12 protein-coding genes are annotated in these 14,433 nt (G+C 42.7%); 1 reads left to right on the top strand and 11 read right to left on the bottom strand.

Annotated elements, in window-relative coordinates:
- Positions 1-418 precede the first annotated feature (418 nt).
- The 11 genes from BHV72_RS03435 to BHV72_RS03385 all read right to left on the bottom strand — a co-directional run bounded on the left by BHV72_RS03435 (position 419) and on the right by BHV72_RS03385 (position 13,221).
- Positions 419-1,948: an STM4011 family radical SAM protein gene (locus BHV72_RS03435; RefSeq protein WP_258974105.1), complete on the bottom strand. Its 1,530-nt coding sequence runs from the start codon at positions 1,946-1,948 to the stop codon at positions 419-421.
- A 38-nt stretch (positions 1,949-1,986) separates the two neighbouring features.
- Positions 1,987-3,261 (bottom strand): STM4012 family radical SAM protein, encoded by a 1,275-nt coding sequence (locus tag BHV72_RS03430; protein ID WP_258974106.1) that lies wholly within the window; start codon positions 3,259-3,261, stop codon positions 1,987-1,989.
- Positions 3,258-4,112, bottom strand: a complete 855-nt coding sequence (locus BHV72_RS03425) for an STM4013/SEN3800 family hydrolase (protein ID WP_122134888.1) — start codon at positions 4,110-4,112, stop codon at positions 3,258-3,260. The genes BHV72_RS03430 and BHV72_RS03425 overlap by 4 nt, the downstream gene beginning before the upstream one ends.
- Positions 4,099-5,109, bottom strand: a complete 1,011-nt coding sequence (locus tag BHV72_RS03420; protein ID WP_005681392.1) for an STM4014 family protein — start codon at positions 5,107-5,109, stop codon at positions 4,099-4,101. The genes BHV72_RS03425 and BHV72_RS03420 overlap by 14 nt, the downstream gene beginning before the upstream one ends.
- A gap of 5 nt (positions 5,110-5,114) precedes the next feature.
- Entirely contained in the window at positions 5,115-6,188 is a 1,074-nt protein-coding gene (locus BHV72_RS03415; protein WP_032855268.1) for an STM4015 family protein, read from the bottom strand.
- Positions 6,189-6,381: 193 nt separating this feature from the next.
- Entirely contained in the window at positions 6,382-7,509 is a 1,128-nt protein-coding gene (locus BHV72_RS03410) for an OmpA family protein (RefSeq protein ID WP_022042180.1), read from the bottom strand.
- 700 nt (positions 7,510-8,209) lie between these two features.
- Positions 8,210-9,412, bottom strand: coding sequence for a cupin domain-containing carboxymuconolactone decarboxylase family protein (locus BHV72_RS03405; RefSeq protein WP_122295745.1), 1,203 nt, complete (start codon positions 9,410-9,412; stop codon positions 8,210-8,212).
- Positions 9,413-9,621: 209 nt separating this feature from the next.
- The gene (locus BHV72_RS03400; protein WP_122264957.1) at positions 9,622-10,779 is read right to left on the bottom strand and encodes a MalY/PatB family protein; all 1,158 of its coding nucleotides are present in this window, start codon (positions 10,777-10,779) and stop codon (positions 9,622-9,624) included.
- Between the two features lie 3 nt (positions 10,780-10,782).
- Positions 10,783-11,646: a DUF3737 family protein gene (locus BHV72_RS03395; RefSeq protein WP_122264958.1), complete on the bottom strand. Its 864-nt coding sequence runs from the start codon at positions 11,644-11,646 to the stop codon at positions 10,783-10,785.
- A 12-nt stretch (positions 11,647-11,658) separates the two neighbouring features.
- The gene (locus BHV72_RS03390; RefSeq protein ID WP_253280419.1) at positions 11,659-12,177 is read right to left on the bottom strand and encodes a cyclophilin-like fold protein; all 519 of its coding nucleotides are present in this window, start codon (positions 12,175-12,177) and stop codon (positions 11,659-11,661) included.
- Between the two features lie 12 nt (positions 12,178-12,189).
- Positions 12,190-13,221: an alpha/beta hydrolase gene (locus tag BHV72_RS03385; protein WP_122264959.1), complete on the bottom strand. Its 1,032-nt coding sequence runs from the start codon at positions 13,219-13,221 to the stop codon at positions 12,190-12,192.
- 455 nt (positions 13,222-13,676) lie between these two features.
- On the opposite strand from BHV72_RS03385, the gene BHV72_RS03380 reads away from it, so the two are divergent.
- The coding region (locus BHV72_RS03380) for a 1-deoxy-D-xylulose-5-phosphate synthase N-terminal domain-containing protein (RefSeq protein WP_286854550.1) at positions 13,677-14,433 on the top strand (757 nt) is incomplete at its 3' end.

Genomic DNA, 14,433 nt, shown 5'->3' with positions numbered 1-14,433 from the left:
TGAAAGAAATAACTACCCTATAAAGAACTGATATAAAGCATATTTAGTTGTATTTATTTGGATTTTATTTTCATCTTTAATATGCCTGTTTGTTTATTGTCAATAATGTCATAGATGTCCATATCCATAGATTCTTTATTTCATTTGTTTGGCAACTCTGTTCAGAATGGAACGCATGATCGTTTTATGGAAAGGACGAATAAAGAAGAAGTAGAATCGTCAATACTTCGGGAGTAACCATTTTATCACTCACTATTGTTTTTGAAAAAGAATCACAGTAATCCGCCGGAAGGTAATTGGTGATGAGACTTCCCTCACATATGTTGTTTTGTACTTTCATAACTTGATGCGTTTTTAGATAACGTAGGCTGCGAAAATAATCACTTTAAATTGATATACAATAACTTTATCTGCTTTTCTATTCGCGGAAACGGAAGAAAGCAGGCAGGCGGTCGGGATTCAACGTGTAGCGGGCATGTTCTGTCAAAAACGGTTCGGAGTTCATCACTGCACAAGAATGGGGTACTGCCGACATCATTTCCCAATCCTTCTGCGAGTTGCCGACAATCAATACTTGCTCCAGAGGGAAAGCTAAAACTTTACATATATGGAGTACTCCTTTCTTTTTGCCGGCTTCCTTATGTACAACTGTGATAAGGGGTGGCTTATAAAATACCTGATAAGGTTTTGCTTTCAATCGGGAAAGAATGTTCTCCCTCTGTTCTTTCTCATAAACCAGCATGCTATACTTATAGACTTGGCCTTCATAGCTATGCGCCGTTATCTTTGCGGATTCCCCGTTTACATCCGGTAGTAATTCAACCGATAAACATCGGTTCCGCCCGTCATACAACAATAATCCACCGTCTGCAAATGCCCCACCTTTGAACAAACTGAAAAGAGTCTTACCTAATTTTCTCCGCGCCTGTTCCACTGATAAAGAAGTAGCCAGATATAATGGGACAGATTGCGCCATATAGTGTAAGACATTGGCATAGTTTTCCGGAACTTTTCCTTGTGCATCGGTCAATGTTCCGTCCACATCGAAAAAAACGGCAGTAATCAAGGGCTTCTCCGGTATCCGCCAAAATGTACCTTTGCCCATTATAGAATGCAAAGGATGATTAGTCAGATTACTGAAAGCAATGTAACAATCACAAACTTTCCGCTGACAAGAAAGCGAAGTGTCTAGCTTTTGATTCCGATAAAGATTGCCTATCTTCACCTTACTTCTAGGACAGGCAAAGATATCCCCTTTCCAGTCAATGAAGCAAGCACTTCTTCCGCCTGAGCAATTCTCCCATTGAGCCGGAGCGTTTCGCAAATCATACTCGAAAAGATTATCCAGTTGAGTAAAAAAACGAATATCTTCGTTGCTCAATGGAGCCTTTAACCCCTGCATGGCATTAATAAACAGATAAATATCCGGTGAAAGAGTATTTCGCAAATCAGCAAGTATATTTTTTGCCAACGGGTTACCGACAGCTCCGGCACAAACCTGTATTCCTGCATTATGGAGCGTATGAAGTTGCCGGACAAATTTCTCTACTGAAGTCATTTCCGGATGAAAGCTAGCCCAAACTTTTATCTTATTTATCAATGCCGGAGCAGTCCGGAGTTCGTTCAGCCATTCATCGGCAGGAAAAGAAAGATTAGTCTGACAGGAAATTCCGGTAACTTGCGGCAATGACGCAAGCTGTATGATTCCTTCCCTATAATAGCGATGTATGAGTGCTTCACCATAGGGAATGACAAATAGTTGCAAAGTCTCTCCTTCCCATTGCTCAATAGCGGTAATAAAACGACTCCATGCCTGCTTGTCCCGCATTTTAGATGCAGGATGAGACTTCTTGCCAAAAGGACAATAAGAACAAGTGTAATTACAACCATTCAATTTGCTCCGATAGTATATACGTCGGACGGAAAGTAAAGAACCCTCGTTTGTCATTTCATTCAAATATCATTCAAACTTCACTCAATTTTCATTCAATAGGAATAAGTCTCCATTAATTGCCTGATTCCCGGAGTGATAAATAGCTGACCGATATAATCGGAATAACTAAGTCCTTCGGGAGTCAGCCGGATACGTTCAGGAGTTTCCTCTATCCAGTACTGTTCCGCCAATTGGCGGAACAACGGAGTCCTATCAAGCGGCTCTCCAAAACGCCGAGTATATTCAGCCTTGTCAATCCCCATATAGTACATCAGATTCTTGATGATAAAACGTTGTTGTTGTTCCTTTGCAGAAAGGATAAATCCGTTACGGGCTACGGTGAAATCAGTGGTTGCCATATATTCGTCTATCTCGCGGGCAATGCATTGCTGACAGACTGTATACCGGGTGGCATAGTGTAAATCACCCAAATAGCTGCGTCCACCCGCCCCACACGAAAGCATTACTTCATCGCCACATGAGACTTCCGCGTCAGTGGACGGATGATGAATGAAACGCCGCATGGATGTTTGCAGAAAGCCTTTTGCTTGCAATAACTTGCAAGCAGCACGATACATTCGAAAACAGACATCATCTGGTTCCCGTTCGGTAATACCTGTACCCTGACGTACATATAGCGGATAAATAAACAGTTCGTTCGGCTGGAACCGGAGCGCTTCTTCCAGTGAATAGAGGAAACTTTCTACTGTCTGTCCCTTAATGCCATAAATCAAGTCGATATTGAAATAGGGAAAATCCATTTGACGAATACCTTCCAACGCTTGATAAATAGTGTTTTGCCGGGGATGCCTCTTGATAGCTTTCAGTTCTTCATCCTGAAAGCTCTGTATGCCGATACTTACGCGGGCCACTCCCGCCTGTTTCAAGACATTGAGACGCGGACGGTCTGCATATTCCGGTGAAGTCTCTACGGAAGTAAAGGCATGAGACGGATGCACGCCGAACAAAGCGGCGGTAGCCATTAGTTGTTCCAGTTGCGGAACAGTCAGTAGCAACGGAGTACCGCCGCCGATGGCAAAGCTATCAAACGTCAGTCCGGCAGTGAGCGGTGAGAGTTGTTGCGCCTGTCTGTGAAGGGTGTCCAGATAAGTGGCGATATATTCTGTACGGTTCGTTTGCAAAGAGAATAAGTTGCAGTATCCGCATTTATGGCTACAAAAAGGGATATGAAAGTAGAGTGACGCCTTTCTGCCTTGCAGTTGCTCCAAATATGGGAGCAACGAAACCGGAGCAGGAAAAGGACGGTACGCCGTTTTATGCGGATAACTATACATATAGTCTACATATCGGGATAGAGGTTGATTCATTGTTTCGTCAGGATAAAGTGTTTGTAAGGAACCGTGTAGACTGTTTCGTGGGATATGCAGTGATATTCGTAGCCGTCTTCACCATAGCAGGTGCCGTGGTCGGAAAGGGCAATCACCAGTGTGTCGGCACGCTTCTGAAAAACTTCAAACAAACGGGGCAACTGACTGTCGATATATCTCAATGCCGCCGCGTGCGATTCCTTATCGTCTTTCGTTTTACCTTTCACATAGTGACAGTTCGGGTAATGGATAGCGGAAAAGTTGATATACATGAATATACGTTTGTCCGCAGAGTAATTCTCCAGTTTCTTCAAGGCAAAATCAATCTGCTTCTCCGTACTGTCAGGAGCCGTACAGCCAAAGATCGGCAGCCAGTAACTTTTCGTAAAATAACCGGGAAACACACGTCCCTGTTCATTGCGTTTGCTGAAGAAATTCACGCCACCTATGCAGATTGTCTCATATCCCTTATTGGCAAGGCTCTGCACGAAAGTAGCTTCCGTAAACGGATAACTGCCTTTGGGCGGGATACGCCCCGTCCCTGCCTGCACAGGGAAAAACAGCCATTTACGGCTACGCAAGGAATGAGGCTCTGCCGGCGAAGGAAGAAAGCCTGCAAAAATAGCAAAATGAGAGGGATAAGTAAAATTTCCCGGCGCATGCCTTTTCTCCCACAAACCACCGTGACTGTTCAGAACCGGTGTCCCTCCGGCAGCTTCTTCCGCTTTACTCACATCGTAGCGCAACGTATCGAAGCAAAGCATAAGTATATCATGTGTCCCTACCACCCGGTTCATATCCATATCAGGACACTGGTTTTGTTCTCCAGCGGGCAGTTCATCTATCTGCATGGTCATATTTCTTTTTTATTGTTCTTATCTGTCGGGTATAAATAGAATTGTGAGCGTACATATCCTGGTAAATGTGGTCGCCTTGTCCGTTGACCTCAATAATATAAGGAGTATCCGTTCCTCTTTCTATCAGTACATCTACTCCGCCATATCGCAAACCCAGTGTGCGGACGGCTTTCCTGCATAAGAGGTAAATCCGTTGACGGACATCTTCTGACAAGGGAAGTTCGCTCCACAGGCGTGCGTTGTTGTTCAGGTGCAGATTGGTTATACCCCCCTTGCTACATCTGACTACCACATAGTCAATCTCTTCCTCTCCAGATACTACCCGAAGGTCATAATTCTCTCCCTGCAACTGCTCCTTAGGTATCCATTCTTCCAAAATAGCCCCGGTATGCATGACCGCTTCCGCCAATGGAAGAATATCTTGCTCCTTAGTCAGACGATGAATACGTTTTGTATTATGAATGACTCTGTCCACTTTCTGCAAGGTAGTATAAACCACCCATTTCTTCTGACGCGGCTGATAGCGGATTGCCATAATGCCACCTGCTCCCGAACCATAACGTGGTTTCAGAAAACACCCCCTGCTACAACCGGAAAGAGCTTGCGCCAGTTCATCGAAAGAATGTGGAGTATCCAACATCGGAGTTACATTCAGATCATTGGCTGATAAAATCCGTTTGGCTTCCTTTTTATCAAGAGCCTGCAATAATGCATGAGGCGGATTCAAGAAATGCACATCGTCAGGCAGTGCCGTCTCGTCCAACCGCTGTAATATCGTTTTGTATTCGTCATTAAACAGGGTATATTTCAGAAAATCCGTTTCGCAGCTTACCCACGGTTCCAGTTTGACAACTGCCTGCCGCAATGATGGCAGGCAATTGAACAATTCTTCGTAAGTCATAAAGCGGACTCCCGTCTGCAAGCTCCTGCCGGCTTCGACAAAGTATTCGATGCGTTTGGACGGAGAGTTGCTGACAACGATTATCTGCATTTCCCCTACTCCGTAATCATCGGGTAATACCACATTTCACCGTCGTCCTCATCAGCTTCTTCCGATTCTGCAATATCAATCTTCATCGGAAGTTCCTGCAACTTCTTCTTCATGCCCTTGCTCAAATAATTGTAGCGCATATTAATAAACTTCAAATGGGCAATCTTGTCCATATTGTCCAGCAAGAGTTGGGCACCTTCATCTTTGAGGACACCTGCCGAAATATCCATTGTCTCCAATTGAGGAAGGATATCCGACTCCAGGAACATTTTTACAATCTCATCCTGTTCTTCCGAGTTCACGATGCCAAGATAAGTCAATTTCGGGAAACGCGTCTTAGAGAAAAGCGGACGGAATATTTCAATATCAGCTTCAAAGCCGTAGTCTTCCACGCCGACATACAGAACCAGTTTTTCCAGATTCGGAAAATCGGACGCCAGAATATCCTCTACGACTTCCGTAGGAAGACCGCCACTGATAATCTCCAGTGAACGCAATTCCGGACGTGAGGTTTGTCCCAGGCGCAGGCAATTCGTACCTTTTATTTTCAAGTCTTTCAATTTGGGCATAGCGTCGAGCAACGGGCTGAGGTCTGCCTGTTCAATCCAGGAGATCTCCTGTTCTTCCTGATCGATATCTCCCCAAAACAAGCCTTCAATGTGTGCAAATTTATCTTTATTTTCGAGTATTCCTTTCAGTAAATCGGAGCAATCTTCACCTTCATAGTCCCAACAACCGATAGTGATTTGTTTATATTCGGGCAGATGCTTGTCTTTCAGAATCTTATCCAATAGCCGGACATCGTTTTCGTATTCATCATAACTCAAAGTGTATTTCTTGGCTTCCACTTTCATCTCGCGTGCCGTTTCCTCTGCTGTTTCCACATAGCCTTTCTTTGTTTTCTCCGCAATAAGTTTATTGGCAGCTTTTTCGGCTTCTTCAGCAGTCGAGTAGTTTTTGACTTGTGTCTGACCGTCTGTTCCCAATTTGCCATAGTTAACGGTTACGTCTGTTCCAACTACATCTATACTCCAGAATTTCTGTGACTTAAAGTCTTGAAATACGAATACTCTTTTCATAATACTTTTTTTAATGGTTGATATTTGCCCATTCAAAGCGCAAGAACGCATGAACGACGTCTGCAAAAATAATTATTTTTCGCCACGTACAAAGCAATCGTACACTAAACTTTCAAAACTAGAAAATACAAACAAGAAGGGCTGCCCCCGTTTTCCGGAGCAGCCCTTACTATTCAGTTTCTATACTTCTGTATTAATCTTCAATAGTACATATACTTACGCGGTTCCAATCCGGTTCGGTAAACATGTCACCTACGCCCTGACCTTCGGCAGTGATACGGGAAGCGTTAATCTTGTATTTATTGACCAGGATAGTCTTGACAGCTTCCGCACGTGCGGCAGCTATTCTAGCATTGACTTCCACACTTCCTTCCGGAGAAGCGTATCCTTTGATAATCACTTTTGAATCAGGATATTTCTTCATGTAGGAAGCTACACGTTCCACATTCGGCAACTGTGACGCGTCTACTGATGAACGACCTTGTCTGAAAGTAATGATAGATTCCGGAACGCGAGCGGTTTTGACTACTGTTTCAACAGGAACTACCTTTGTACGACATTCTTCCAAGTCTTTCTGCAAGCCGTTGATTTGCCGGTTGGCAGTGTTCAACTCACCGTCCTTATTGTTCACTTCAGAACGAAGAGCATTGATTGAAGAGTTCAGCCCGTCGATTTCCGCCTGGTTGTAGACTTTTACTTTGGTGAAATAATGGTTTCCGGTACTTGTCTTGAAGTGATAAGTCAATCCTGCAGTCAGTTCAAACGCTGCATTATTCGCATTGAAACGGCTCTTTGTTTCGGGAAAGCTACCTTGCATATCATATACGATAGCAGGTTTGATTCCCAATGTCCATGCTTTCGTTTCACCAAGATTGAAATTGAAGTTCAATCCGAAACGGGTAGACCATGAGTTCTGATCTCCGTCACCATTTACATAATAATGCAACCAGCCCATTCCGGCTACTGCTTCTACTTCAAACAAACGAGGCTCGCCTTGATAACTTGCAAACAGGTTCATCAAATTGACTTTACCCAATAAACTGACATCCGAAGCATCGAAGGCCGTTTTACTCGGAGTGGTGTTGATATATCCCATTCCCTGGAATCCCAAACCAAAGATAGGAGTCAATTGTTTTGAGAACCCTACTCCAAAACCGGGACGCATACTCTTAAAGAAAGCGCTATGAGTAAGAGGAGTGATTGCTCCCGCATTTACTTCAACAGACCAGTTGTCTGTGAACTTTGTACCTTCTACTACTGATTGGGCGTTTGCTGTAAATGCACCCAATACAAAAGCTAATAAAATAATAGATTTTTTCATAATCAAATGTTTTTAAACTGTGATGTTTTGCTTGCTAAATCATTAGAAATGTTTTATGTGTTCCATGTCTAATTCTTTAGTTTATAATCAAATTCGTTATTCACAGTAAACAACATATCATATAAAAGATTAGTTCACAGAATGAGACTCCAATTAACAACTATTTAATATTTGGGGACTCCTGCCAAAAAGTGGGAAATATGCATTCAAAGTCTATTTGTAAGATTTAATCGTCTGACTATAATGTCAATTATTATCACCACAAATGATAAAGTTCCCACCCTTAAGAAAAAGGTAATACAAAAAAGGCAACAACTTACTACTTGAACGTTGATTGAGTTATTAATAAATACTGCGACCGTTTATTATAAACGTCCCCTCCGTTTATTATAAACTTTAAAATCCGGATTTGCGAATTTAGCATCAATAATATGCAACAAAAAAAGGCTGCAAACTCTGTAAAGTTTGCAACCTTTGGGGTATATCTGCCGTTCTATCCTTTAGTATAAGCTAAGGGAATGAGCTAAGTTCGTTGTAATATTATACTATTTTCTATCCATTCTATACTCATATTTCAGTTATTCTTTCATCCATAATTCATTGATTTCATTCTTTTCCTGACTACAAATATACGAAATAAAAAAGCGTTTGTCAAGTCCCGGATAAGTTTTAATCGCCTGTCATCAGGAATGCTCTTTTTTTACTTTTCCGGAATCACTTCATTCAGACAGGCTATGGCATTGAGTGTACGCGGATAGCCGATGTAGGGCAATAGTTGTGTGACGACAGCCAGCAACGTATCTTTATTATTCCCTACGTTGACATTTCCCTGTATGTGTCCTTTTACTTGTGACTCACAACCGCCTAAGGAAACAAGAATAGAGAACGTAACCAATTCACGTGTCTTCACATTCAGTCCGCTACGTGTCTGATAGTCTCCGAAGCAATTGGCGGAGAGATAACGCTGGATATGCTTCTGATTCTCGGGAGCGCTTTTATGCATCTGTTCTATCCGTTCACCGAAAATGGATTTCTGCAACTCCAGCCCTTTGTCGAAACGGGTTTCGGATGACACAACCGATTGTCCCTCTAAAGGAAGGCGTACGCCACGGGCGAGCAATATACCATTAGTAAGACCGATAAAATCTCTCACCTTAGCCATGCCTGCATAAGCTACTGCCTGATAAAGGATTTCCTTCACTTCTATCGGGGTAATGCCTTCATTAAGAGCGTTTTCAAGTGTGATACGGTATTCAGCCTGTGCCTGCGAAGCTATATTGGATGCCAAGGTTACCATAAGGCGGGTTTTAGTATCCAAGTCACCATATTCCTGCACTTCTTTTGTAAAATTACTAAATATTCCGTCCAATTCGGGGTCGGTAGCTTTTAGTCCGGTTGCCACGTTGTCTTTTGTAGCTTCGGCATATTGTTGGTCGCTCACACGTTCCAGCCACATATTCTTGTTGGTTTGCGGATTACATTCGATAGCCAGATGCGAGAACCAGCTATCGGGGGCGGCACCGTGCCAATGTTCTATGTTCGGAGCGATTTCAACCACATCACCGGGAAGCAAGCGGCGTGACGCCTTACCACGTTCCTGATAATATCCTACACCACCGACAGCAATCAGGATTTGTCCACCCGTATGGCTGTGCCAGTTATTGCGGCAACCGGGTTCAAAAGTAACGTTGGACATGGGGACATTCAAGTCTTTGTTACTAGTCAGTCGCGCCAGCCAGGATTCCCCCGTAAAATATTGTTTGAATCCTACATTCTCCTCTCCTATCGGAAATGCGCTGATGTTTTGAGGTACTTCTTCTTTTTTCATATTCTGTGCATTTAATGAATTATATCCGAAAAACGTTATTAATGCAACTACTAAAGTAACAATTAATTTCTTCATGTTCATAGTCTAATTGTTTTAAAATTAATAACACAAAAATACGAAGTTATAGCCTTACAAGACTGATACAAATTACAGAAGTTAGTACCATTATTACAGATTTCCCGTCTTACCTGTTCGAGCGATTCTGACTTTCCATATTACTTCTTTTTATTCGTATTTACAGGGAGTGAGAAGGAGGAACTCTCAATAAATTGACAATTATTTTATTATTTCAAAGCCCGCCTCAATCTGTTTAATCCTTCTATCAACTGCTGTCGCGGACAGGCGATATTAATACGGATAAATCCTTCACCGGCCTCTCCGTACAAGCTGCCCTCGTTCACCCAAAGTTTTTCTTTCTCCAACAAGGTTTTCACTGTCTCATCCGATGACTGATTCAGTACCGAACAGTCTGCCCAAACCAGATAAGTGCCTTCCAACATCGACACTGGAAATTCAGAAAGATATTCAGCGAAGTATGCCCTCAAATAATTGTAATTGGCGAACAGGTATTGTTTCAGTTCTTCCAACCATTCCTCACCGTCGTTATAGGCGGCCATTAACGCTTCCACTCCGAACGGATTCACATCACAAACCTCATTGATATTGATTGCTTTGTCTATTTTCGTTCGTATATCCGTATCGGCAGAAATGATATTGGCTATTTGAAGCCCTGCCAGGTTAAAGGCCTTGCTGGGCGAGGTGCAAGTGACGGAGTGCATCAGAAATTCTTGTGAGATAGAAGCAAAAGGGATATAGGTGTGTCCCGGGAAGACAAGTTCGCAGTGGATTTCGTCTGCTACTACCCACACATTATTTCGGATACAGATGTCACCGATGCGGGTAAGTTCCTGCTTTGTCCATACCCTTCCGGCAGGATTGTGCGGGTTGCATAACAATAGAACCTTTACGCTTGGGTCGGCAGCTTTTTGTTCCAAATCCGCAAAATCTATCTGATAGGTTCCATTTCTATAAATCAGCGGATTGGCAATCATCCCGCATCCGTTATTGCGGATAGAGGAGAAAAAGCAGTTATATACGGGTGTCTGTACCATTACTTTATCTCCGGGGGCTGTCAGTGCCTTAATGACAGCAGACAATGCCGGTACTACTCCCGTGGTATAAATAATCCATTCTTTTTCTATCTGCCAGTCATGCCGCCTTGCAAACCAGTTTGTCACCGCCGCGTAGTATGCATCCGGTACACGGACATATCCCAAGATACCATGCTCCACCCGTTTCCTCAATGCTTCCACAACAGGGGGAGCCGTACGGAAATCCATATCGGCTACCCACATCGGCAATACATCTGCATCTCTGGCAGAATCCCATTTATAGGAATTCGTACCTCGGCGTGGAATTATTTCATCGAAGTTGTACTTCATATTTCAATCAAAACAAGTCAGTTCGTCCCAAAGTTTCAATTCACAATTCCCTGGTGCTTTGAGATTCTCGTCCAGGATGATTGTTCCGAAACTTTCGGCAACAATGCTCCCCGTGCGGGGATTCTTCACGCTGTGAACCGGGCTTTTAATCGTTGCTTTCACACTACTGTGTTCGAAAGCGAGGTCGGCGTCCTCTGCCATTGTACAATTTTCCATGACCAGGTCATGCGCATAGCAAAGTGGCTGCGTGCCCGAAATCCTGCAATTTACCAAGCGTAAGTTTTTAGAATGCCAGCCCAGGTATTCTCCGTTCAGTTCGGAGTCATAGACAGTTACATTCTCCGTATTCCAGAATGCATCTTTGGAGTTGATAACCGCATTACGGATTTCCACGTTCTTACAGTACTGGAATGAATAGTTTCCGTTTTGGGCGTAGTTTTGGATATTGATATTCTCGCTATGTATGAAAAGATAATCCGCTTTGTCTATCTGCACGTTCTTCAGGTCTATATTACGGCAATACCAAAATGTTTCCAAAGCGTTGGGCAACTGTACATTTTCGAGTTTTATCCCGTCCATTTCGCGAAACATCTTCGGGGCTTCTACCAAGGTATCTGCCATTTGCAGACTTTGGGAATACCACAGCGCAGCACGGGCGCCTTCTGTAAAGAGACAGTTCTTCACTATAAATCCATTGGTATGCCAAAAGGGATATTTTCCTTCAAAGCGACAGTTGATTGCTATGATGTTACTACATTCTTTCAGTGCGGATTCACCAGCGTGAATCGTCACATCTTCCAGTTGAAGGTCGTGGGTTGCGAACAGAGGACGTTCGCCTCCGTATTCTTGATTTCTTATTTGTTCCATTAGTTTATTTTTTTAGTCTGTTATTTCAAAAGTTACATTTACACTTCCTGCACCGACGGCGGAAGCCAGTCCCGAAGGATTCGTTATACGTCCCAAGCGGGTATAGGTATATGAAGTCGAGAAGCTCTCATAAAAAAGCACCACGCAAGTAGAACCGTAAAGCATTAAATCTCCCGTTTGAATGGTTCTCGGACTGAAAGAGGCTGTCGGCAAGCTATTTTGTAGATAAAATAGCTTTTCATTGCCATTCAGTTCGGACATATTTACGGTCAAAGGCAGTAATTTCTTGAATTCTTTTGCTGTCTCATTACTTTCCAGGGTAGCATTGAACGAAGCCGAGCCGATTGTTATTTTAAGATTGTTGCTCACTGGGACGTTTTCATTATTATTGTTATTATTACCTGAGTTGTTATTTCCGTTATTCGGGGTTGTCTGCTGACCTGTTCCCTGCAATGGCTCATCCTCGCTGCATGATGCGGAACCGACCGATAATGCCAACATAGCGAAGATTGTTATTATATAGTGCTTCATAATGATTCATATTTATTTCTTCAGATATTCCTTGAAGAAAGATTCCAATTTATTGAATGGTATAAGGCTTACACGGTCGTAAAGGTCTACGTGTCCTGCACCGGGCACTATATACAGTTCTTTAGGCTCGGCAGCCAGTCGATAGGCATCCTCGCTGAATTCACGCGAATGGGCATTTTCTCCGGTAATGAAAAGCATGGGACGGGGCGAAATCGTTTCAATATCTGCGAAAGGATAGAAATTCATAAATTTCACGTTACTTGAAAGGGTTGGATGAGTTGTTGTCAAAGGAGTTGCTCCTTCTGGTGTGAATTCTCCTCTTTGTGTACGGTAGAATTCATAAAATTCACGTTCTATCGGGCCGGATTTTTCTGTCAGTTCGTGCACTGTGCCACCTGTGTATTTTGTTTCTCCACCCAGGAATTCAACATAACGCTGCTCTGCCGCTTCCGCCATAATTTGTTTTCTCTGCTCCAGAGTCAATGCATGTTTCAATCCGCTACGGCTGGCAGTACCCATATTATACATGCTGATTGTTGCAATGGCTTTGAGACGAGGATCTATTTTTGCCGCACTGATAGCGAAACTTCCACTGCCGCAAATACCGATTACACCAATTAGATTCCGGTCGACAAACGGACGTGTACCGAGAAAATCTACCGCAGCGCTAAAGTCTTCCGCATAAACTTCCGGCAGAACGGCATTACGCGGCTCACCTTCGCTCCCACCCCAAAAAGAAAGGTCTATGGAGAGTGTGACAAAACCCCGCTCCGCCATTTTAGTTGCGTAAAGGTTCGCACTCTGTTCCTTGACTGCTCCCATAGGGTGTCCGACAATGATTGCAGGGTATCTGTCTCCTTCTTTCATGTTCTTAGGCAGAAACAGATTTCCGGCTACCTTCATTTTATACTGGTTGGAAAAAGAAACTTTCTTCACACTTACCAAATCACTTTTATAAAAGTTATCTGCATCTGTCTGTGCAGAAGAAAAATTAGTTCCGAGCATCATAATAAATACAGCTGTTAATAATAAAATCCGTTTCATATCTCTTGCGTTTTAATAATTAAATAATTGATTATCTATTTCTACGTTGCAAAAATAGGGTGAAATAAAGAGACTGTATGTAGATGAATTACTGACATTATTACCCGAATTACAGATTCTGTTTTTTATCAATCTGCTATAATATCTATTCTAACCTATTTAAGGAATGAAGTAAGTATCAAAACCAGAGAAGCCAAAGTCAAACTTCCTGCTTTTGCGAACGCCAAGTTTATTAGGAGAAGTAACTAAAAAATCATTAAACAAAATAAGAAAAGTCGAAACTAAAAACCAATATATATTATCTACTATTTTTAGGTTTATCATCAGTCACATTTTCCAAGGTCGGTAATATAGGTAAAATAATCCGTAATCTATATACAAACCGAATCTAAAATCAGCAGTATCTTTGCAGTGTGATAAAGATAATAGGTATAAACGTAAAAAAACAAATTGATATGTATTTAGAAAATATTTACTCTCCTGCAGACGTAAAGAAGTTATCGTTTCAAGAACTCAACGATTTAAGTAATGAAATCCGTGCATCACTCCTGCAAAAGTTGAGTGAACACGGCGGGCATTTCGGACCTAATTTTGGAATGGTGGAAGCGACTATCGCTTTACATTATGTATTCAATTCACCGGAAGATAAGATTGTTTTTGATGTATCGCATCAGAGTTATGTGCATAAGATGCTGACCGGACGGAAAGATGCTTTCCTCTATCCGGCAGAGTATGACAACGTATCCGGTTATTCCGAGCCACATGAAAGTAAGCATGATTTTTTTGTTATCGGTCACACTTCCACTTCCGTCAGCCTGGCTAGCGGATTGGCGAAAGGACGCGACCTGACCGGCGGTAATGAGAATATCATAGCCGTGATAGGCGACGGATCTTTAAGTGGCGGCGAAGCATTCGAAGGATTGGACTATGTGGCGGAGCTTGGTACAAACATGATTATTATTGTCAACGACAATCAAATGTCTATTGCCGAGAATCACGGTGGTCTTTACAAGAACCTGAAAGATTTGCGTGACAGCAACGGTCAGTGCGAATGTAATTTCTTCAAGGCTATGGGATTGGATTATATGTACGTGAACGACGGCAATAATGTGGAAGCATTGGTTGAGGCTTTCTCTAAAGTGAAAGATATTCAGCATCCGATAGTAGTACATATTAATACCCTGAAAGGCAAAGGGTATGAACGCGCAGAAC

The organism is Bacteroides sp. 43_46 (genome assembly GCF_001915455.1).
GTDB classification, from domain to species: Bacteria; Bacteroidota; Bacteroidia; order Bacteroidales; family Bacteroidaceae; genus Bacteroides; species Bacteroides caccae.
The sequence above is the reverse complement of the archived record's forward strand: the minus strand, read 5'-3'. Positions and strand labels throughout refer to the sequence as shown.

Bases quoted from the DNA above. Each gene is read 5' to 3' on its own strand.
- BHV72_RS03410 (WP_022042180.1), bottom strand. From the start codon at position 7,509: ATGAAAAAATCTATTATTTTATTAGCTTTTGTATTGGGTGCATTTACA.
- BHV72_RS03415 (WP_032855268.1), bottom strand. From the start codon at position 6,188: ATGAAAAGAGTATTCGTATTTCAAGACTTTAAGTCACAGAAATTCTGG.
- BHV72_RS03430 (WP_258974106.1), bottom strand. From the start codon at position 3,261: ATGAATCAACCTCTATCCCGATATGTAGACTATATGTATAGTTATCCG.
- BHV72_RS03400 (WP_122264957.1), bottom strand. From the start codon at position 10,779: ATGAAGTACAACTTCGATGAAATAATTCCACGCCGAGGTACGAATTCC.
- BHV72_RS03425 (WP_122134888.1), bottom strand. From the start codon at position 4,112: ATGCAGATAGATGAACTGCCCGCTGGAGAACAAAACCAGTGTCCTGAT.
- BHV72_RS03420 (WP_005681392.1), bottom strand. From the start codon at position 5,109: ATGCAGATAATCGTTGTCAGCAACTCTCCGTCCAAACGCATCGAATAC.
- BHV72_RS03385 (WP_122264959.1), bottom strand. From the start codon at position 13,221: ATGAAACGGATTTTATTATTAACAGCTGTATTTATTATGATGCTCGGA.
- BHV72_RS03405 (WP_122295745.1), bottom strand. From the start codon at position 9,412: ATGAAGAAATTAATTGTTACTTTAGTAGTTGCATTAATAACGTTTTTC.
- BHV72_RS03435 (WP_258974105.1), bottom strand. From the start codon at position 1,948: ATGACAAACGAGGGTTCTTTACTTTCCGTCCGACGTATATACTATCGG.
- BHV72_RS03390 (WP_253280419.1), bottom strand. From the start codon at position 12,177: ATGAAGCACTATATAATAACAATCTTCGCTATGTTGGCATTATCGGTC.
- BHV72_RS03395 (WP_122264958.1), bottom strand. From the start codon at position 11,646: ATGGAACAAATAAGAAATCAAGAATACGGAGGCGAACGTCCTCTGTTC.